The sequence below is a fragment of the Stutzerimonas chloritidismutans genome, assembly GCF_020783375.1.
GTDB classification, from domain to species: domain Bacteria; phylum Pseudomonadota; class Gammaproteobacteria; order Pseudomonadales; family Pseudomonadaceae; genus Stutzerimonas; species Stutzerimonas kunmingensis.
The window spans coordinates 4,097,637-4,117,340 of record NZ_CP086067.1; the positions used below are offsets into that span (position 1 = coordinate 4,097,637).

General features: G+C 62.2%; 20 protein-coding genes, 1 tRNA gene and 1 pseudogene. 13 read left to right on the plus strand and 9 right to left on the minus strand.

Going from position 1 to position 19,704, the window contains the following annotated elements:
• Window positions 1–66 precede the first annotated feature (66 nt).
• Together LLJ08_RS19250 and LLJ08_RS19255 are read left to right on the plus strand one after the other, a co-directional pair.
• A complete protein-coding gene (locus LLJ08_RS19250) occupies window positions 67–375 on the plus strand; it encodes a DUF2388 domain-containing protein (protein ID WP_228207708.1) in 309 nt (102 codons plus the stop codon).
• Between the two features lie 42 nt (window positions 376–417).
• On the plus strand, window positions 418–843 hold the full coding sequence (locus LLJ08_RS19255; RefSeq protein WP_014821989.1) for an OsmC family protein: 426 nt from the start codon (window positions 418–420) through the stop codon (window positions 841–843).
• 82 nt (window positions 844–925) lie between these two features.
• On the opposite strand, the gene LLJ08_RS19260 is transcribed toward LLJ08_RS19255, so the two are convergent.
• Window positions 926–2,032: a TRAP transporter substrate-binding protein gene (locus LLJ08_RS19260; protein ID WP_046620790.1), complete on the minus strand. Its 1,107-nt coding sequence runs from the start codon at window positions 2,030–2,032 to the stop codon at window positions 926–928.
• 294 nt (window positions 2,033–2,326) lie between these two features.
• Here LLJ08_RS19260 and LLJ08_RS19265 point away from each other — a divergent pair, with 294 nt between their 5' ends.
• From LLJ08_RS19265 to LLJ08_RS19280, 4 genes are all read left to right on the plus strand, one after another.
• Window positions 2,327–2,878: a TRAP transporter small permease subunit gene (locus tag LLJ08_RS19265; RefSeq protein WP_228207709.1), complete on the plus strand. Its 552-nt coding sequence runs from the start codon at window positions 2,327–2,329 to the stop codon at window positions 2,876–2,878.
• Entirely contained in the window at window positions 2,871–4,247 is a 1,377-nt protein-coding gene (locus LLJ08_RS19270; protein WP_228207710.1) for a TRAP transporter large permease, read from the plus strand. Before LLJ08_RS19265 ends, LLJ08_RS19270 begins: the two co-directional genes overlap by 8 nt.
• A gap of 92 nt (window positions 4,248–4,339) precedes the next feature.
• Window positions 4,340–5,572, plus strand: coding sequence for a methyltransferase (locus LLJ08_RS19275; RefSeq protein ID WP_228207711.1), 1,233 nt, complete (start codon window positions 4,340–4,342; stop codon window positions 5,570–5,572).
• Window positions 5,573–5,642: 70 nt separating this feature from the next.
• A tRNA-Thr gene (locus LLJ08_RS19280) sits at window positions 5,643–5,718 on the plus strand.
• Window positions 5,719–5,865: 147 nt separating this feature from the next.
• Here the strand turns inward: LLJ08_RS19280 and LLJ08_RS21050 are convergent.
• Window positions 5,866–7,076, minus strand: a pseudogene (locus tag LLJ08_RS21050) (MFS transporter).
• Between the two features lie 97 nt (window positions 7,077–7,173).
• On the opposite strand from LLJ08_RS21050, the gene LLJ08_RS19290 reads away from it, so the two are divergent.
• Both LLJ08_RS19290 and LLJ08_RS19295 read left to right on the plus strand, forming a co-directional pair.
• Complete coding sequence (locus tag LLJ08_RS19290; RefSeq protein WP_228207712.1) at window positions 7,174–8,157, plus strand: LysR family transcriptional regulator; 984 nt, start codon at window positions 7,174–7,176, stop codon at window positions 8,155–8,157.
• A 74-nt stretch (window positions 8,158–8,231) separates the two neighbouring features.
• Window positions 8,232–8,660 (plus strand): hypothetical protein, encoded by a 429-nt coding sequence (locus tag LLJ08_RS19295; RefSeq protein ID WP_102833432.1) that lies wholly within the window; start codon window positions 8,232–8,234, stop codon window positions 8,658–8,660.
• Window positions 8,661–8,681: 21 nt separating this feature from the next.
• Here the strand turns inward: LLJ08_RS19295 and LLJ08_RS19300 are convergent, their stop codons facing one another.
• Window positions 8,682–9,239 (minus strand): nucleotidyltransferase family protein, encoded by a 558-nt coding sequence (locus LLJ08_RS19300; protein WP_102833431.1) that lies wholly within the window; start codon window positions 9,237–9,239, stop codon window positions 8,682–8,684.
• A 119-nt stretch (window positions 9,240–9,358) separates the two neighbouring features.
• On the opposite strand from LLJ08_RS19300, the gene LLJ08_RS19305 reads away from it, so the two are divergent.
• Entirely contained in the window at window positions 9,359–9,577 is a 219-nt protein-coding gene (locus tag LLJ08_RS19305) for a DUF2188 domain-containing protein (protein ID WP_228207713.1), read from the plus strand.
• Window positions 9,578–9,837: 260 nt separating this feature from the next.
• On the opposite strand, the gene LLJ08_RS19310 is transcribed toward LLJ08_RS19305, so the two are convergent.
• The 3 genes from LLJ08_RS19310 to pdxK are packed head-to-tail and all read right to left on the minus strand — an operon-like array spanning window position 9,838 to window position 12,202.
• Entirely contained in the window at window positions 9,838–11,055 is a 1,218-nt protein-coding gene (locus LLJ08_RS19310; RefSeq protein ID WP_228207714.1) for an aspartate aminotransferase family protein, read from the minus strand.
• Between the two features lie 6 nt (window positions 11,056–11,061).
• A complete protein-coding gene (locus tag LLJ08_RS19315; RefSeq protein WP_228207715.1) occupies window positions 11,062–11,322 on the minus strand; it encodes a cytoplasmic protein in 261 nt (86 codons plus the stop codon).
• 4 nt (window positions 11,323–11,326) lie between these two features.
• Window positions 11,327–12,202 (minus strand): pyridoxine/pyridoxal/pyridoxamine kinase, encoded by an 876-nt coding sequence (gene pdxK, locus LLJ08_RS19320; protein ID WP_228207716.1) that lies wholly within the window; start codon window positions 12,200–12,202, stop codon window positions 11,327–11,329.
• Between the two features lie 148 nt (window positions 12,203–12,350).
• Here pdxK and ptsJ point away from each other — a divergent pair, with 148 nt between their 5' ends.
• On the plus strand, window positions 12,351–13,646 hold the full coding sequence (ptsJ, locus tag LLJ08_RS19325) for a MocR-like B6 salvage transcription factor PtsJ (RefSeq protein ID WP_228207717.1): 1,296 nt from the start codon (window positions 12,351–12,353) through the stop codon (window positions 13,644–13,646).
• A gap of 31 nt (window positions 13,647–13,677) precedes the next feature.
• On the opposite strand, the gene LLJ08_RS19330 is transcribed toward ptsJ, so the two are convergent.
• A complete protein-coding gene (locus LLJ08_RS19330) occupies window positions 13,678–14,976 on the minus strand; it encodes an aminotransferase class I/II-fold pyridoxal phosphate-dependent enzyme (RefSeq protein ID WP_228207718.1) in 1,299 nt (432 codons plus the stop codon).
• Between the two features lie 28 nt (window positions 14,977–15,004).
• On the opposite strand from LLJ08_RS19330, the gene LLJ08_RS19335 reads away from it, so the two are divergent.
• From LLJ08_RS19335 to alaC, 3 genes are read left to right on the plus strand one after another with little or no spacing between them, the layout of a single operon-like run.
• The gene (locus LLJ08_RS19335; protein WP_228207719.1) at window positions 15,005–15,700 is read left to right on the plus strand and encodes a glutamine amidotransferase; all 696 of its coding nucleotides are present in this window, start codon (window positions 15,005–15,007) and stop codon (window positions 15,698–15,700) included.
• A 13-nt stretch (window positions 15,701–15,713) separates the two neighbouring features.
• Window positions 15,714–16,409 (plus strand): MOSC domain-containing protein, encoded by a 696-nt coding sequence (locus LLJ08_RS19340; protein ID WP_228207720.1) that lies wholly within the window; start codon window positions 15,714–15,716, stop codon window positions 16,407–16,409.
• Between the two features lie 58 nt (window positions 16,410–16,467).
• Entirely contained in the window at window positions 16,468–17,688 is a 1,221-nt protein-coding gene (gene alaC, locus LLJ08_RS19345) for an alanine transaminase (protein WP_228207721.1), read from the plus strand.
• Window positions 17,689–18,221: 533 nt separating this feature from the next.
• On the opposite strand, the gene LLJ08_RS19350 is transcribed toward alaC, so the two are convergent.
• Together LLJ08_RS19350 and LLJ08_RS19355 are read right to left on the minus strand one after the other, a co-directional pair.
• Window positions 18,222–18,860, minus strand: a complete 639-nt coding sequence (locus LLJ08_RS19350) for a peroxiredoxin (RefSeq protein ID WP_003284022.1) — start codon at window positions 18,858–18,860, stop codon at window positions 18,222–18,224.
• Between the two features lie 46 nt (window positions 18,861–18,906).
• Window positions 18,907–19,482 carry an RBBP9/YdeN family alpha/beta hydrolase gene (locus LLJ08_RS19355; protein WP_228207722.1) on the minus strand — a complete coding sequence of 192 codons (576 nt, stop codon included), beginning with the start codon at window positions 19,480–19,482 and terminating at the stop codon, window positions 18,907–18,909.
• Between the last annotated feature and the right edge of the window lie 222 nt (window positions 19,483–19,704).

The following is a 19,704-nucleotide window of genomic DNA, read 5'->3' on the forward strand; positions in this document are numbered from 1 at the left end:
CGGCAACCGGAACTCTCCTTCGCCCATCGCACTCTCAGAAGAACGATAGCAAGGAGGTTTCCGCTCATGCGCAAGACACTTTTCGCAGCGTTCACCCTGGCGTTGGTGCCGGTTGGCAGCGCCGTGGCCGATGGCCTGGTCCGCGACATTCTCTCCTCGGGTGCGACCACAGCATCCACCTACATGACCTTCAAGGACGACAAGCTGGTGATACCTGCGCGCGAGGATGCAGGCAGCTTCGTGGCCAGCAACGGCGAGATCCGCGGCCCGTATCTGGAAGCCATGCTGCAGAAACTGCGCAGCGAGCAGCCGCAGCTGGAAGCCACCGACATGGAGCTGGCCAGCGCGATCCTCGCGGCCGAACAGCTTCAATAGCGGCACGCTGAACCCATTCACGCATTCATTCGAGGTCAGTTCATGAAGAAGAGCGCTTCCGCCGTCTGGCAAGGCGGCCTGAAAGACGGCAAGGGCACCATCAGCACTCAGAGCGGTGCACTGAAGGACAACCCCTACGGCTTCAACACTCGCTTCGAAGACACGCCGGGGACTAATCCGGAAGAGCTGATCGGCGCGGCCCATGCCGGCTGCTTCTCGATGGCCCTGTCAATGATGCTGGGCCAGGCCGGGCTGACCGCCGAACGCATCGACACCCGTGCCGAGGTCACACTCGACAAGGATGGCGAAGGCTTCAGCATCACGGCGATTGATCTCACCCTCAAGGCGCGGATTCCGGGTGCGGATGACGCGCAGTTCCAGCAGATCGCCAATCAGGCGAAGGAAGGCTGCCCGGTGTCCAAGGTACTCAACGCTCGCATCAGCCTGAACGCGACGCTGGAAGGCTGACCGCTGCTCCATTGCGCGAAGCTCGGGCGAAAAAAAACGCCACACCGTTGCCGGAGTGGCGTTTTCGCATCCGGGGCAGCTATCAGCCGCGGATGTTGTAGATGTCCTTCTCGTTCAGCTCGGCGTATTCATACAGCCGCTTGAGATAGGCACTCTGCTGTTCCCACACCTTGGCCGCCACTGGATCGGCGTTGGCGGAGGCGTCGACCACTTCGGCCGCCACTTCCTTCAGGCGGGCCAGCACTTCGTCCGGCAGACGGCGCACTTCGACGCCCTGCTCGCGCAGCTGCTCAAGCGCTTCCATGTTCTTGGCGTTGTAGTCATCGAGCATGTCGCCGTTGACGTCACGCGCCGCGGCACGAACGATGGCCTTCAAATCATCCGGCAGGGTTTCCCAGGCCTTGAGATTCACATCCAGCTCGAACGTGACGTTCGGCTCCTGCCAGCCCGGGGTGTAGTAGTACTTGGAAGCCTTGTGCAGGCCCAGGGCGAGGTCGTTGTATGGGCCGATCCACTCGGTGGCGTCGATCGCGCCGGTCTGCAGGGCGGTGAAGATCTCGCCAGCCGGCATGTTCACCACGGTACCACCCATCTTGGTCAGCACTTCGCCGCCCAGGCCCGGGGTACGCATCTTCAGGCCCTTGAAGTCTTCGACCGAGTTGATTTCCTTGTTGAACCAACCGGCGGTCTGCACGCCGGTGGCGCCACAGGCCATCGGCAGTACGCCGTAGGGCTTGTAGACCTCTTCCCACAGCTGCATGCCGCCGCCACGATGCAGCCAGGCATTCATTTCCTGCGCGTTCGGGCCGAACGGCAGGGCGCAGAAGAACTGCGCGGCCGGGACCTTGCCTTTCCAGTAGTAAGGTGCGCCATGACCCATTTCGGCGGTGCCGCGCGATACCGCGTCGAACACTTCCAGCGCCGGGACCAGTTCGCCGGCGGCATAGACCTTGACCTTCAGCCGGCCACCGCTCATTTCGTTGACCAGATTGGCGAAGCGCTCGGCACCGACGCCTACGCCAGGGAAGTTCTTCGGCCAGGAGGTGACCATCTTCCAGTTGAATGTCTGCTGCTCGCTGGCCTGCGTGCTTTCGCCCGCCGCCGGTTTTTCGCTCTTGTCATTGCAGCCAGCCAGAGCGGTGGCCGCCAGGCCTACGCCCGCGGCGGTGAGAATGTCACGACGTTTCATGAGGTTACTCCTTGTTATTTGTTCTTATTGCGCAACGGCAAGGCTACGCTTTTTGCCGGACCGCCTTGCGCCTTTCGTTCCGTTTCGAGTCCCTGAGTCAGGCTGACCGCTGGCTCGTACGGCGAAACCTGCGCCGGAAATGCATCCGCCACTCCGGGCTCGACTAACATTAGAGCCTCCGGCGCCTCAAGCCTAGCGCATAAGCTAAAAGTCGTAGGCCGATTGCTGCAAAGCGCCAGTACTGCAAGAATCGCCCTCTCCCGCCAACCTTGCGTCTCCTAAGAAGGACTACAAATGTCCCAGAGCCCCCCGCCCCTGCTGCGCGTGGCTGGCCTCATCGATGCGTTCAACATGCGCCTCGGCCAGCTCTGTGCCTGGATCACCCTGTTTCTCGTCATCGGTACCGCCGTCGTGGTGGTCCTGCGCTACGGTTTCGGCATCGGCGCCATCGCCCTGCAGGAAGCGGTAATGTACGGCCACGCGCTGGTGTTCATGGGCGCCGCCGCCTGGACCCTGCAACGCAACGGCCACGTTCGCGTCGACATCTTCTATCAGAAGTTCAGCAGTCGCAGGCAGACCGCCGTCGACGGCCTCGGCCACCTGCTTTTCCTGCTGCCGGTCTGCCTGTTCCTTGGCTGGAACAGCTGGGACTACGTCAGCAGCTCCTGGGCGACGCACGAAGGCTCCAACGAGTCGGGCGGGCTGAAGTTCGTCTACCTGCAGAAGAGCATCATCCTGCTGCTGGTCGGCAGCCTAGCCCTGCAGGGCCTTTCCGACCTGATCAAGGCCGGCTACCGCCTGGCCGGTCGTTTGCCTGAAGCAGAGCAGGAGGTGAAGCATGGGTGAGATCATGGCCATCCTGCTGTTCATCAGCATCTGCTTCGCCCTGATGTCCGGTTATCCGGTCGCCTTCACCCTTGGCGGCATGGCACTCCTGTTCGCCGGCATCGGCGTGGTCACCGGCTCGTTCGACGTGGGTTATCTGCACGCGTTGCCGAACCGCATCTTCGGCATCATGAACAACCAGACGATGCTGGCGGTACCGCTGTTCGTCTTCATGGGCGTGATGCTGGAGAAATCGCGCGTCGCCGAAGACCTGCTGGAATCGATGTCGCGGCTGTTCGGCACCATGCGTGGCGGCCTGGCGATTTCGGTCTGCGTGGTCGGCGCGCTGCTTGCGGCCAGCACCGGTATCGTCGGCGCCACCGTGGTCACCATGGGCCTGCTGGCTCTGCCGACGATGCTGCGTCGCGGCTACGACCCGGCGATCGCTACCGGCACCCTCGCCGCCACCGGCACCCTCGGTCAGATCATTCCACCCTCGATCATCTTGGTCCTGCTCGGCGATGTGATGTCCAGCGCCTTCCAGCAGGCACAGCTGAAGATGGGCATCTTCTCGCCGAAGACCGTGTCGGTCGGCGACCTGTTCGTCGGTGCGCTGATCCCGGGTCTGGTGCTGGTCGGCATGTACATCCTCTACCTGATCGGCGTGGCGATCTTCCAGCCGAAGAAGCTGCCCGCCTTGCCGCAGGAAGAACTGGGGCCGATCGAATGGGGCAAGCTGATCGGTGCGCTGCTGCCACCGCTGGCGCTGATCACCGCAGTGCTCGGCTCGATTCTCGCCGGTTACGCCACACCGACCGAGGCTGCTGCGATCGGTGCCCTGGGCGCGACCTTGCTGTCGATCGCCAAGGGCCAGCTGAATTTCGCCCAGCTCAAGCAGGTAGCCTTCGGCACCACCGAAATCACCTCGATGGTGTTCCTCATCCTCATCGGAGCGTCGCTGTTCTCCCTGGTGTTCCGCGGTTTTGGCGGTGAAGTGCTGATCGAAGATGCCCTGCATTCGCTGCCTGGCGGTGTGCTCGGCGCCTTCCTGGTGGTGATGCTGGTCATCTTCCTGCTGGGCTTCATTCTCGATTTCATCGAGATCATCTTCGTGGTGGTGCCCATCGTCGGCCCGATCCTGCTGGCCATGGGCCTGGACCCGGTCTGGCTCGGCGTGATGTTCGCCATCAACCTGCAGACCTCGTTCCTCACCCCTCCCTTCGGCTTCTCGCTGTTCTACCTGCGCGGCGTCACACCCCGCAGCGTACCGACCAGTGTGATGTACAAGGGCGTGCTGCCGTTCATCCTGATCCAGATCGGCATGCTGGTGGTGGCCTACATGTGGCCCGGGCTCGTTACCTGGCTACCGGAACAGGTCTACGGCCAGTAACTGCAGCTGCAACGCCCGTCCCTCGACGGGCGTTGTGCTTCCTACCGCAGCATCCCGCTACAATCGGCTCCCGCCCGAACGCCTGCCCGCCGATGACAGCCTCCCCTTCTCTGCTCGAACGCTTCCAGGCACTCGACCGTTTCCTGAGCGAGCACCAGGCTCTCTGGCGCCCACGCCCATTCGTTTGCCGAAGCCTGCCGTGGGAAAAGGACTACCCGGAACTAGCCGCCTGGCTGCGAGCACGCTCACTGGCCGACGCCGAAGCCGCGCACAACCAGCCAGGCGAACTCGCCGCACCGGCACCTTTCCCGCAGCTGGCTGTGATCGCCTGCGAGCTGAGCCAGATCGACGAACTGCCCGCAAGCGAGCCGCCGGCTGTGGCTCATCGCCAGAACCTCGACATACCGGGACGCAAATCGCTGCAGATCCAGGCATTCGGCGCGCGCCTGCACTTTCGCGAAACGCCGCGGCACTGGCTCGACTGGTGCTCCGGTAAAGGTCATCTCGGCCGGCATCTGGCCAGAAACGGCGCCGCACTGACCTGCCTTGAGTGGGACGAAGCGCTGGTCGACGCCGGCGACCAGCTGAGCGAACGACTCGGCGTCGAGGCGACGCACCGCTGCCAGGATGTGCTGGCTTCCGATGCTGGGGACCAGCTGCACGCCACGCATACGCCAGTCGCCCTGCATGCCTGCGGCGACCTCCATGTTCGCCTGCTGCAACTGGCCGTCGCCAAGCAATGCCGTCAGCTTGCGGTGGCACCCTGCTGCTACAACCGCATCACCGATGAGCAGTACATCCCACTGTCACAGGCAGCCGGGGCTTCGTCCTTGCAGCTCACGCGCGATGACCTCGGTTTGCCCTTGAGCGAAACCGTCACCGCGGGCGCACGCGAACGGCGCAACCGCGACCAGTCCATGGCCTGGCGCCTGGGCTTCGATACCCTGCAGCGCCGCCTGCGCCAGCAGGACGAATATCTGCCGACCCCGTCGCTGCCCGGCGCCTGGCTGAAGAAAGACTTCGCCGACTACTGCCGCGACCTCGCCACGCTCAAGCAACTACCCGCGCCCGGTGACGAGGACTGGCCGGCACTGGAGCGCACAGGCTGGCAGCGCCTAGCCGAAGTTCGCAACCTGGAACTGGTGCGCGGCCTGTTCCGCCGCCCGCTCGAACTCTGGCTGTTGCTCGACCGAGCATTACTGCTGGAAGAACAGGGCTACCGCGTTCGCCTGGGCACCTTCTGCCCCAGCCAACTGACGCCGCGCAACCTGCTCTTGCTCGCCGAACTCGACGCGCCCGCGCAGAATGTGAAGCGGCCTGAATAAGCCACTGCAAGTCACCGTAACCAAACGGTTTACTCGCCGCGCGCAATGGATATAATGGCGACCCTCAAATGCCGGTATAGCTCAGCTGGTAGAGCAACTGACTTGTAATCAGTAGGTCCCGGGTTCGACTCCTGGTGCCGGCACCACGATTTGAAGGCTCGCAGAAATGCGGGCCTTTTTCGTTTTAGACTGAGATCGCAATACTCCGACGACCAATTCAGCCGAGCAGCTTGCGATGCCGCAGATGCACGTAGCGGCGCGCATCTCGTGGCATCGGCCGAGCTCGGTGGCGGTCAAGGTGCAACCCGTCGTACAAGACGCGCCGCCAGTGCGCCTATGGATGCCAGGGTCGCCAGCACGACCACGCCATTCCAGCCCCATTGCCCAAGCGCCAGGCTGCCCAGTCCCGCGCCGGTCGCCATCCCTACGAAAACACCTGTGAACAGCACGGCATTCAAGCGACTGCGCGCCGGCGGGTCGATGCCGTAGACGATGGTCTGATGAGCGACCAAGGTCGCCTGGATGCCGAAATCAAAGCCGATGGCGGCCACCACGATCACGCCCAGCTGGATCTCCGGCGGCACCACTCCGACCAAGCCGAGGGCAGCGAAGGATGCGGCAGTCAGGGCCGCGCCCAGGCGTGTCACGCGCTCCGGTCCGCGGCGATCGGCCAGGCGACCGGCCAAGGGTGCGGCGAGTGCGCCAGCGGCACCTGCCAGGCCAAACGCGCCGGCCGCGGCGCTACCGAGTCCGAAATCGGCATGCAGCATAACGGCAAGCGTCGACCAGAATGCACTGAAGGCAACGGACAACAGGCCCTGGGAAACGGCCGCGCGTCGCAGGGACGGATGTAGCGACCAGAGTTTGAGCATGGAGCCGAGCAAGGCGCCGTAGCCCAGCGACGTGGTCGGGGAGAACCGTGGCAACCCGCGCCAGGCGGCGAGCCCGATCAAGCCAATCGAGCCAGCCGCGAGCGCATAAACGGCACGCCAGCCGAGTTGCTCGGCGACAGGCCGCTCATGACCCGCGAGAGCAGAATGCCCAGCAGCAGGCCGGTCATGACCGTGCCCACGACCCTGCCGCGTTGCGATTCGGGCGCCAGGGTAGCGGCCGCTGGAACGATGTCCTGTGCCAGGGTCGCGGCAAGGCCGATCACCAGGCTCGCAGCGAGCAATGTACCGACGCCCGGCGCGATGCTGCCGAGCAGCAGAGCCAGCATGAGCAGCACCGCCTTCGCCAGAATGATCCCGCGCCGGTCATAGCGGTCACCCAGCGGCGCCAGAAGCAGAATGCCGAACGCATAGCCAAGCTGCGTCAGCATCGGAACCATGCCGACAGCGCCTTCGCTGGCCTGGATCTCCGCACCGAGCACACCGAGGATCGGCTGGCTGTAATAGAGCGTCGCGACGCTGAACCCGGCGCCTGACGCCAGGAGCAGAACAAGCCCAGGCGAGAGCAGAACCGAGCTGTTGGCGAGCGCCGGGGATGAATATGAGGAAGTCATGAGAAGGGTCCTGGTCCGAACAGTGTCTGGTCATTCTCCATGTGCATGATCGACTGCTGTCGTAGGCTCATCTGCAGATCCGTTATGCGAGAAACGTATGAACGACTACTCGACGGCTGGCATCGATCGCATCGATCTCTTGCGAACGTTCATCAGAATCGTCGATGCCGGCAGTCTCTCGGCGGCGGCGGCGCAACTGGGCACCACCCAACCCACGGTCAGCCGCCGGCTGCAGGCGCTGGAGCGGTCGCTAGGCCTGCAGCTGCTCAATCGCTCGACCCACCGCATGCAGCTCACCGGTGATGGTGAGCGTTGCTACGGTTTCGCCCGACAGGTCCTCGAAAGCTGGAGCGAGATGGAAGCCGAGCTACTCGGCGCGCGTGACGACCCGCGCGGCACGCTTCGGGTGCAGGTCCCGCACGCCTTCGGCCAGGACCAGTTGATCGCTCCGCTCGGCAAGTACCTGTCGCGCTACCCGAACGTCAGCGTCGAATGGGTATTGCATGATCGCTCGCCCAACTTCACGGCCGAGGGAATCGATTGCGCCATCCAGGTGGGCGTCATCGAGGACCCGTCCGTCGTTGCCATCCGCCTCGGCGAAGTCCCGCGCATTGTAGTGACCCATCCGTCGCTGGCTGGCGACGGCCCTCTGCCGAGTACCACCGAGCAACTCGAGCGTCTGCCCTGGTTGGCCCTGCGGACCTACTACACCGACGAGGTCGTACTGACCTGCCAGGCGGACGGGCGCTCGCATCGCTTCGCGATCCAGCCACGCATGAGCACGGACAGCCTCTACGCCCTGCGCAGTGCGGCACTGGCAGGGCTTGGCGCGTGCGTTAGCTCCGCCTGGGTGGTTGCGCAGGACATCGAAGAAGGCCGGCTGATTCAGCTCGTGCCGCAGTGGCGAGCAGCTCCCCTGCCCGTCTACCTCATCTACCCGCACGCGCGCAGCTATCCCGCCAAGCTGCGCCTGTTCGCCGAAATCATCCGTACGGACATGCCCAACCTCGTCGGCATGACCTCACCGAGCTTCGACGCGCTGCAACCGGCTGGCGTTGGCGCACGGACGGCTGCCCCCTGAGTTTCTACCACCGGCATTGCCTGGTTGGATCGAGCGTGTAGAATCCCGCGCCCCGAAATTCAGGAGACAGTACGGTGGTGATTCACTATTCCGCGCCCAATGGGAATGTCGCATGCGGGCGCACCGGCTCAAGCCTCAACAGTTCCGGCGATGCCGCTCAGGTTTCCTGCAAGCTGTGCCTGCGCAGCGTGGAAAAGGCTGTGAGCGAGCCTGTACGAAAGACACCGAGCCTCGCCGAACTGAGGGCTGCCGCGAAAGCGGCGAAGACCACGGCGGGTGCAACCGCAGCCGTGGCGAAGACGGCAACGACGGCCCCCGCAGCGGCAGCGAAAACTGCAGCGAGTGCGCCCGCAGCGCCGGTAAAGACCGCCCCGACTGCGCCAGCAACGACAGCGAAGCCGGCTTCCATCCTGTCCGCACGCGCCGAATGGCAGAAGCGCCTGGAGCAGTTGCCGGGGCGCAATCGCCTGCCCCGTGGCGTAGCGCGGCAGGCGTTCATCTAGCCCGCAGAACGGCGCTGCCGGTCAGTCCTGCCGAATGCGCAGGCCTGGCCAGGTTTCAGACCAGCCCTTCGCGGCCAGGCGCTCCAGATAGACCTGTCGCTTGCCGGCACGAAAGGCCGCCGTGGGTCGGACGATCAGATCGAACAGATCGTCCAGCCCCAGCGGGGCCGCCACCTCGATCTCTTCCAGCGCTCCCAGCCTCACCCCGACTGCAGTGGCCGTTTCCGGCCAGTGGGTCATCGCGTCCACTGCCGACCGGTAGGGCTGATCCGCGTTGTGCAGGTGCATGCGGGCCTGGTTCTTCACCGACCAGTTGAGCGAGCCGTCCGAGCGCCGCAGTGCCGCCTCGAGCCCGGTATCCAGCGCCTTGTCGGGCCGGTCGGGGTCGAACCAGATGACATCGATATCCGCAGGCAGCGGGCTGCTGTCACGTCCATGCAGGTGATCCCACACCGCACTGCGCACGAAACCTGCAGCCACCCAGCAATCCGGCAGGGCGAGCGCCTTCACAAGATCGAGCACCCGCATGCGCAGCGGGTCGGCCGTGATGATGGCGCGCAATCGGGCGTGCGTGTGCATGAGGTGCTCCACGAGGGCTGGCCGCACAGGCTATCAGCCTGCACGCCGCCAGTGCGCGACTCGGCGAACCGCCCCGGCCGACGCCCCTCTAAACCTGCGTCACGTCAGAGGAGGCACGCATGGACAACTACCACATCAACGCCACCGATAACGGTTGGGAACTACGCAAGCAGGGGGCGACCCGCGCCTCGAAGACCGCTGCGACCAAGGATGAGATGTTGCAGGTGACCGCAACCTTCCTCGAAGGCAAAACGGCCTCGGTGAAGATTCACAAGAAGGACGGCACCATCCAGCGTACCTACCCGCGCAGCGCCGATCCGCATCAGACGAGGGGCTGAGGGGTGTAGCGGAAACAGATACGCGGCATTTGTCCGCCGGAAAACGCTGTTGGCCAACGGTAAGCAGGCTCAGCCAGCCGACCGCACTCATCGGCAGCTCGGCCGGAGACCCCGGACCGGCGACATCTAACATGCGCTTTCAGCGCCGTAGGCAAGCGCAGCTCCTTGTATCGAGCTTCGGCGGCGGGCCAGGCTGCGTTGCCTCATAGCACCCTGGCACAAGACGCCGGCGAGAATCCGGCGATGCGGGGTAAGCTTGCTCACACCGCATCCCTTACGCACTGGCTGACGCAGCGCCGCGACCACTGCCAAACCAGGCGAGACAGGCGAGCGGCTATTTCATCGATCTCCGCTTCGGAGCAGATCAACGGCGGTAGCAGGCGGATCGTCCGCTCCCGCGAGACGCTGATCAGCAGGGCTTCATCTTTCAATGCGCAGGTCAAAAGCTCGGTACATGGGCGATCCAGTTCGATGCCTACCATCAAGCCGAGTGCGCGAATCGCTACAACGCCTTCACACCCCGCGAGCCCCTGGCGAAGAGCGCCTTCCAGGCGCTGCCCCATGACTCTCGCACGTTGCGGTATGCGATCTCGCTCCATCACATCGACCACGGTGCAGCCGATTCGACAAGCCATTGGGTTTCCGCCAAAGGTCGAACCGTGGTGACCAGGCGAAAAGAGTTCCGCCGCGACACCTCTGGCTAAACACGCACCAATCGGATAGCCGTTGCCAAGGCCCTTGGCCAAGGTGATCACGTCCGGCAGCACTCCCGCATGCTGGTAGCCAAACCATGCCCCCGTCCGCCCGAACCCCGTCTGCACCTCATCGACCATAAACAGCCAATCGTTCGTCGTGCAAAGGTCTCGCAGAGCCCGCATATAGTGCGTTGGCGCGATGCGTACGCCACTCTCGCCTTGAACGGCCTCAACCAGGACCGCGACGATATTGGGCAACTGCGATGCGAGTGCCCGGACTGCGTCGATGTCTGCGTAGGGCACCCGCATGAACCCTGGCATAAGCGGCTCGAAGCCCCGATGTACGCTTGGGTTACCGGTTGCAGCCAACGTCGCAAGTGTACGACCGTGAAAACTGCTCTCCATGACCAGCACGACCGGCTGGGCTTCGCCTCGGCGGGTTGCGTGCAAGCGAGCCAGCTTCAATGCGGTCTCGTTGGCTTCCGCGCCTGAATTGCAGAAAAACGCCCGACGCATTCCAGAGATCGCACAAAGCCTTGAACCGAGCGAGTCCTGCCACTCGATGCCGAACAGATTCGAGGTATGCATCAAACGACCCGCCTGATCGGCAATGGCGGCGGTTATTTCAGGATGAGAGTGACCGAGATTGGTTACGGCAACTCCCGCAATCGCATCGAGGTATTCGCGCCCGTGTGTGTCCCAAAGGCGGGCGCCCTTCCCGTGAGTGAAGTAAACCGTCTGCCTGGCATAGGCATGCATCAGGTGTGAATTCTGATCGTCCATGAACCCTTACTCCACCGGTGCTAGAAGCGCAGAACGCTGTGTTACTGGCCTGAAGCTGCGCTCCGTACCCAGTACTCGGATTCCGCTGGGCCCGACCTCCAGGTAGCGTCGTTCGCCATCGGATACCTGCATCTCGATGCAATAGCCCTCGGCCGCAGGCAGACGTTGAGCGATGTCTTGTACGGCCTCCAAGGCCCATGGCGCATCGGACTCAAAATGACCTAGATGCTTTTGATCACGGCGAATGTTCAGACGATAGACGGGCATGGAGTCATTCCTTGGCGAAGAGAGAGGTGCCAAATGCTGGCAAGCGCAGCTCAGCCGAATTGCTTTGGCGTGTAAGGGCAAGGGAATCAATGACTTGGCGGCAGGCAAACTTGACGGCGTGGGTAAGCTCCAACCCCCGCAGCAATGCGGCGGCCAGAGCTGCACTGAAGAAATCGCCGGTGCCCTTGGGCGATACGCTGACTCGCTCGTGCTCGATCACCTCTGCAGACTCTTTCGTCACCACCACCACGTACATACGTTCGCTTGGCCACTCATGTTGAGCGGCACTGGTGACGACGACCCACTGGGTACGCCCGATCAGCAGGCTGCGTGCGGCATCGATAACCTGTTCAACGGTCTCGACACGGCGGCCGGATAGCCGAGCCAGCTCGAATGCATTGGGTGTCAGGCCATGGGCGAACCGAAGCAAATGAGTCTGAAAGGCACTGACCATGGCCGGCTCTACATACATGCCGCAGTCATCATCACCAAGAACGGGGTCCAACTGAACCCGTATGTCGGGGTACCTCTCCAGTACCGTGCCCAGCCAACGGGCAAGCACCGCCGCCTGTGTTGTGCTGCCCAGATAGCCCACCAGCACGGTTCTTACCGAGCGCAGCGCGTCGCGGGCTTCCAGATCTTTGAGGTAGCCAGCGAACCAGCTAGTCGGAAGCGCACCGCCATGGCAGGTGGAGTAGTGAGGAGTATTGCTGAGCAAGACGGTGGGTATGGCCCCCACGGAGAGACCGCCGGCATTCAGTACGGGCACGGCGATGCTGTTGCCAACACATCCATAGACAACCTGCGATTGGATCGAAATCACGTCCAGTGGAAGCGGCTCTGGACCCGACACGCCGGCGAAATCGATGCTGACAGCCATCAAACACATACTCCATTGCAGCCTGCTGGTGAGCCACGGCTGAAGCGGTCTGCTCAAGCTGCGTGGATCGATTGCTGCCTGAGGTAGCAACCGCTTTCGCAAAGTGTAAGATTGTCCTGTGCCCAAGTAAACATTGTCATAGGACAGTATGAAAACTAAAAACAAGACCGCAATCGACATCTTCGAAACGATACGAAGCCAGGTGCAGGCGCAACAGCTGAGTCCCGGCCAGACATTGCCGCCCGTTCGCCAACTGGCAGCGGAACTCGGCGTCAATCGCAATACCGTCGCCGCTGCATATAAGCGCCTGGTCGCGGCAGGCGTTGCTGAAACCCGGGGGCGGCTGGGCACGGTGGTTTGTGAAACGGCCGGGCCCGGTGAGCAGGAAGGAGGCATCGGGCACTCTCGATTGACCGACTTGTCGAGCGGCAACCCGAATCCGCTATGGCTACCTGACCCGGCTCTCGCACTGGCACAACGGCAGTCACGCCTGCGGCTTTATGGCGACGCGCCGGTTGATCCGACCTTTCAGGACGTGGCCTATCGATGGCTGGCTGACGATTGCCCCTCGCCTCCTGAAATCGACCTGGCCCATGGCGCTGTCGACGCAGTTGAGCGCCTGCTGGCCGCCTATCTTGTATCCGGCGACAAGGTTGCGGTCGAGAGCCCTTGTTTCATCAGCAGTATCAACACGCTGCGCATTGCTGGCCTGCAGGCGGTCGGCGTGCCTGTCGACGAGCAAGGGATGCAAGCCGGCGGGCTTGATGCTGCCTTGGCGAAGGGCGTGCAGGCGGTGCTGATCACCCCTCGCGCTCACAACCCTACCGGCTCGAGTTTGAGCGCTGAGCGGGCTGCACAAATACGCGCCGTGCTTGAACGACACCCTCAGGTTCTAGTGCTCGTAGATGATCACTTCGCACTGTTATCCGAAGCGCAATTCCAGCAGGTCATCCCCGCATCCAGCAGACGCTGGGCGCTGATCAGGTCCGTATCCAAAGCGCTTGGCCCGGATCTGCGACTCGCTGCTATCGGCAGCGATCGAGAAACATCACAGCGGCTTCGATTGCGGCTGGCTTCAGGCACAACCTGGGTGAGTCACCTCCTGCAAGATATCGCTCATACCTGCCTGACCTCGCCACTGGTCGGAGCGCAAATCGAACGCGCTCGAGCGGACTACAAGCATCGCCGAGATATTCTGATCGCCGCACTGAGTGCCCATGGCGTACGGACCGGACATCCGTGTGATGGGCTCAACGTCTGGGTGCCGCTTGATGAAGATGCCGAACCGATCATTCTCCATCTGGCCCAGCGGGGCTGGGTCGTTCGCAGCGGCACGGGCTTCACCGTGCAAGAGCAGGTGCGCGGCATTCGTATCACCACCTCGACGATGGACGCGGACCAGGCGGCCCGTTTCGCCGAAGACTTGAGCCTCTGCATGCAATGACCCAGCGCCCCAGGCGATTTGCTGCACTCGTTCAGTTAACCGTTCGGCGACGCTGCTTCAATGCATGAGCAACATCGCGCGCCAAAGCAGGCACGCTGATAGGGTTCAGGTTGCCGATACTGATGCGTACAGCCGCCGGGCTTTCCAACCTGAACGGCGAGCCCGCCTGGATGGCCCAGCCCAACGATGCCAGCGTCTGGACCACAGAGGTCTCATCCGAGACGGGCAGCCACACATGCAAGCCCTCCCCCTGAGTGGGCACGGCTATGCCTAAGTCGTTCAGCCCCCGGACCAGGGCCGACCGCCGTTGCAAATACTCAGTCCCCACTGCCGATAGGCGACTGCTATCGAGCATCTTTTGCCAGAGGCGCCCTGCAAGCCTTTGTAGCAACAGGCTGACCCACCGGGGGCCGAGGGTCTGCTGGTGGTGCATGCTCTTGAGCACGCTGGGCGTGCCTGTGACCACCGAAACGCGCAGGTCAGGCCCCAGGAATTTGCTGACCGATACAACGTAGACCCAACTAAGAGGCTCACGACTGAAGTTCAAGGGTTCGGCAGCGCTGAGCGGCCCCCAATGATCGTCAAGAATGAGCAGCGTATCGGGCGCATCTGCAAGGTTGTCGAGCCACTCTTTCCATCGACGCTCGCTTATGCAAAACCCGGTGGGGTTATGCGCACGCGGCGTCAAGATGACCGCCGCCGCCGAGCGAAGGATTTCAGTAGAGGGGACCATCGCGCCCTCTTCGTCTACGGGGACGGGAACCGCCTTGAGCCGCAGGCTCGCCAGTAATGCCAGCGCTGGCGGCCAGCAAGGATCTTCCACAATCACTTTGTTGCCTGGTCGGCACCGAAGGCGCAGCGCGCGCTCTACGGCATCGAGCGCTCCCGAGTAAATGCCCAGCTGCTGACACGGAACGCCCTGCTCAGCCAACCACTGGCCTGCAACATCAAGCAGCTGTGGATCATTGCTTTGCACGTCATAGCCGGACTGGCTCTCGGTGAGCCAGCCCGCCTCGATGGCGGGCAGCGTAGCCCCATCGATATTTCCCGAGGCCATGTCTCGCAAACCCTCAGGAATGGTGGTTTGCGTTTCGGCCGTGGGCATCTCGCCTGCCACACGCGTTCCGCGCCGTCCGTCGGTAACTATCAGGGCGGCATCACGCAGCAGCTTGTAGGCCGCCGCCACAGTGTTTGGGCTGACTTGAAGCTGCTGTGCGAGAGCTCTGACGGCAGGCAGCAGGGCGCCATCCCGGTAAAAACCCGCACGAATTTGCTGTTCGATCGACTCAGCGATCTCGACAGCGGTCGATCCGCTAGCTATTGTATTCATACATTCATTGTATTGTATTGGTACATAAATGCAAACCGCCCTTGTCATTCGCTTTCTTGCTTTCGAAGATCTCGGCTCGCTGCAGCGGATTCTTGATGGACGCCGATACCAGATCGAAACACTAGACGCGAACCTCGACTCGTTTGCCGGCCTCGATCCGTCAGCCCACGATCTGGTCATCGTTCTCGGCGGCCCGATCGGGGCTTTCGACGAAGCGAAGTACCCATTCCTGAAGCCCGTCCTCTCATTCGTCGAACAACGCCTCCAGCGCGGCAAGAAAATACTGGGAGTTTGCCTTGGCGCTCAGCTGATAGCACGAGCACTGGGCAGCAACGTCTGCCCCATGGGAAGAAAAGAGATTGGCTTTGCGCCGATATCGCTCACGGACGAAGGTCTGCAGTCCTGCCTTGAGCCCTTGAGTAGCGGCGTGCCGGTACTGCACTGGCATGGCGATCAGTTCGAAATTCCAGCGGGAGCGACGCGCCTGGCAGCAACCGACACCTGCCCGAACCAGGCGTTTTCCGTAGGCAACTCGGTTCTCGCCCTGCAATTCCACCTTGAGGCCAATCCGCAGCGTATCGAGCACTGGCTGGTCGGCCACGCAGGTGAGCTCGACAGCATCAAGCTCGATCCGCGCGTCATCAGAGATCAAGCCCAGGCATGCGCAGACGAACTGCTCGCGGCCGCGCAGACGGTGTTTGCGTCCTGGCTGGATAGGAACTGACGGAGCCGCATAGATGCTACTCGGGAAGATTCAAACCATCATGACCGGAACAGCTGTGCCATTCACTCGGCCCGAGACCTTCAGTGGAATCGATAAAAGACCGCGCACAGGGTCGGTCAGGGTCGGGTTTGAGGGGCTCGAAGGTGACGAGCAAGGTGATAGGCGTGTGCATGGCGGGCCGGACAAGGCCATCCACCACTACCCGTACGAGCATTATCACCACTGGAGGCAAACGTTCGGCGATCGGCCGCTACTAAGCGCTCCCGGCGCCTTTGGCGAAAACCTATCGACCGTAGGGCTAACCGAAGAAAACATCTGCATGGGCGACATCCTCTCGTGCGGAACCACAGTGCTGGAGGTTTCGCAGACTCGCCAGCCCTGCTGGAAGCTCGATGATCGGCTTGGCACCAAGGGCGCAGCACTCGAAATGCAGCGTAGCGGCAAAGTTGGCTGGTACTACCGAGTGCTTGAGCCGGGCGTCATCGAAGCCGGCGCGACGCTGAACCTGCTCGATCGCCCACACCCCGAGTGGCCACTGCGCAGCGTGCTGCAACTCCTCTACATCAACACGATGGACCTGGACGCACTGGTGCGCTTGCAGTCGCTTCGATTGCCACCCTCCTGGCAGAAGATTGTGGCGAATCGCATCAAGACCCGCACTGTTGAATCCTGGGCCAAGCGACTGGGCGGGCCGGAGTGCAGCCGCTAGCCATCGATTTGGCCACACGAGTTCCCGCTCAGATATTCGCTTTTTTCTCGAGATCCAAATGTCCAATAACAACCAGTCCGCCACCCCACCATCCAAAATGGCGTTCAGCCGAATTGATCGTCTACCTGCATATGTTTTCAACGTAACCGCAGAGCTGAAGCTCGAAGCGAGGCGCAGAGGGGAGGACATCGTCGATCTCAGCATGGGCAACCCAGACGGGGCGACGCCGCCACATATCGTGGCAAAGCTCTGCGAGGTCGCACAGCGGGACGACACCCACGGGTATTCAAGCTCCAAAGGCATTCCCCGGCTGCGCCGAACGATCACCCAGTGGTACCAGAGAAGGTATGACGTCGAGATCGACCCGGAAACCGAGGCGATCGTGACGATTGGCTCGAAGGAAGGGCTGGCGCACTTGATGCTCGCAACGCTGGATGCCGGGGACACGGTGCTCGTGCCCAACCCGAGCTATCCCATTCATATCTACGGCGCGGTGATTGCGGGCGCTCAAGTTCGCTCTGTTCCACTGGTGGCTGGGGTGGACTTTTTCATCGAACTGGAGCGGGCCATTCGTGAGTCCATTCCGACACCCAAGATGATGATCTTTGGCTTTCCATCGAACCCAACCGCGCAATGCGTCGAGCTCGATTTCTTCGAACGGGTGATCGCGCTCGCCAAGCAGTACGGCATCTTGGTCGTGCATGACCTTGCTTACGCAGACATCGTGTTCGATGGCTGGAAAGCCCCTTCGATCATGCAGGTGCCTGGCGCCAAGGATGTTGCGGTCGAATTCTTCACGCTGTCGAAAAGCTACAACATGGCCGGATGGCGCGTTGGTTTCATGGTGGGCAATGCCGAACTCGTCAACGCGCTTGCGCGAATCAAGAGCTACCACGACTACGGCATGTTCACCCCGCTTCAGGTTGCCGCAATAGCCGCACTGGAGGGTGACCAGGGCTGCGTGAAAGAGATCGCTGAAACCTACCAAGTCCGCCGAGATGTACTGGTTTCAGGATTGCGAGCCATCGGCTGGATGGTCGAGCAACCCAAGGCAACCATGTACGTCTGGGCAAAAATTCCCGAGCAATACCAGCATCTGGGCTCGCTGGAGTTCGCCAAGAAATTGATGACAGAAGCCAAAGTCGCGGTTTCTCCCGGGATCGGTTTTGGCGAGTATGGCGATGATCACGTCCGCTTCGCGCTGATCGAGAACCAGAGCCGCATCCGCCAGGCGCTGCGCGGGATTCGCTCGATGCTGAGGGCCGATGGCGTTGTGTAATTGGGTCTTCGCATATGGTTAGCCGTGTAACGTGGTGCAGTCGCGTACGGATCAAGGCGCAGGGTGCCGGCAAATGTTTGGACAGCACCCGGAGGCCAGCACGCCTTGCCGAGCGGCCCGGAGCGTGACCAGCACGGCCCAGATTGCCAAGCTTTGCTCAATAGAATTGAACGTCGTGGTTTGCTCCGTACTTTCAAGATGTCGCTGACATCGCGTTCGGTACTTCAGCCGCTTTCAAGAACGGGGAGCGATTGTTGTGCCGGGGCGCTGAGCAGGCAGAGCCCTCACTGCGTAGATCGAGCTTCAGCCCACCCATTGTCTGTTGCCACGAAGGTGGGCTAAAGCCCCACCCAACAGCTGTGTTCCCGAAGCCTCGAAATGGGCAGGCCCCTCATTCGTAGGGTGGCCTTTAGCCCACCCAGCCGATTGGTTACCGCGAAGCAGGATTAAAGACGTTCCTGCCGTACCAAACGTCAGCTCGCTGCAGCTACACCAAGGGGGCTTTCGCGGTGCCCATGCAGGGCCCTTCTGGATCAGCGGTTAGGTTGCGGCGTCAGGCGCAGGTACGGCTTGACCGCGCGATAGCCCTTGGGAAAGCGCTGCTTGATCTCCTCTTCGTCCTTGAGCGAGGGCACGATCACCACCTCGTCGCCGTCCTGCCAGTTGGCCGGGGTCGCGACCTTGTGGTTGTCGGTGAGCTGCAACGAATCGATCACCCGCAGGATCTCGTGGAAGTTGCGCCCGGTGCTCGCCGGGTAGGTGATGGTCAGCCGCACCTTCTTGTTCGGGTCGATGACGAACAACGAGCGCACCGTCAGGGTGTCGTTGGCATTGGGATGAATCAGGTCGTACAGCTCGGAGACCTTGCGGTCGGCATCAGCCAGGATCGGGAAGTTGACGCGGGTGTTCTGCGTCTCGTTGATATCGTCGATCCACTTGATGTGCGAATCCACCGGGTCTACGGACAGGGCGATGGCCTTGACGTTGCGCTTGGCGAACTCGTCCTTCAGCTTGGCGGTGAAGCCCAGCTCGGTGGTGCACACCGGGGTGAAGTCGGCCGGGTGCGAGAACAGCACACCCCAGCTATCACCCAGCCACTCGTGGAAGCGGATGCGGCCTTCGCTGGAATCCTGTTCGAAATCGGGGGCGATATCGCCGAGGCGGATACTCATGTTCGTTCTCCTTTCTTGCGTGGGTGCTGCGTTGGTTGATAGCGATTCAGGCGCGCCGTTGCGCCTGTCGCTCGATCCGGCTCTGCAAGCGGTACAGGCTGGCGAAGCCCTGCTCCCAGCGCCGATGTCCGGAGGCCACGTTGATATGTCCGGCACCAGCCAAGACCGTGGTCTCGCTGGCCCAGGCGTGGCCCATCTCGACGGCACGCGCGGCACTGGCGGCAGTGTCGTTGTCCGAGCCGATCAGCAGGCTGGCGAATGGCAAAGGCTGGCGGGGGATCGGGGCGAAGTTGCGCAAGGGTTCCGGGCAGCCGCTGCGTTCGACATCCGCGGGTGCCACCAGCAGGGCGCCGCGCACCCGTTGCAGCAGCTGCGCAGGCGCCTGAGCCGCCCAGTGCGCAACCGTGATGCAGCCCAGGCTGTGCGCCACCAGGATGACCGGCTCGACATGGGCAGCAATGCTGCGCTGCAGCTCGGCGACCCAGTCTTCGCGACGCGGAAGAAGCCAGTCCTGCTGCTCTACTCGGGCGCTTCCCGGCAGGGTGCGTTGCCAATGGCTCTGCCAATGCTCATCGGGCGAGCCGTGCCAGCCCGGCACAATCAGATATCGGATGCTGCGCATGTCGGCGCCTCCTGTGATTCATGGCGGCCAGTCTAGACAGCAGATCGACTCGCTTAAAAAGAATAAAGAATTCTTTATTTATACTCTTTTAATCTATAAAACCGCCTAATAACGGGTCGCTTTCTTATTCCATAAAAATCTACAAATGTTCTTAAACAATATTTTTAAGAATATTTCGTCCGCACCTATGATCCGCTCCACGCCTTGCTGGCTACGGCCGTT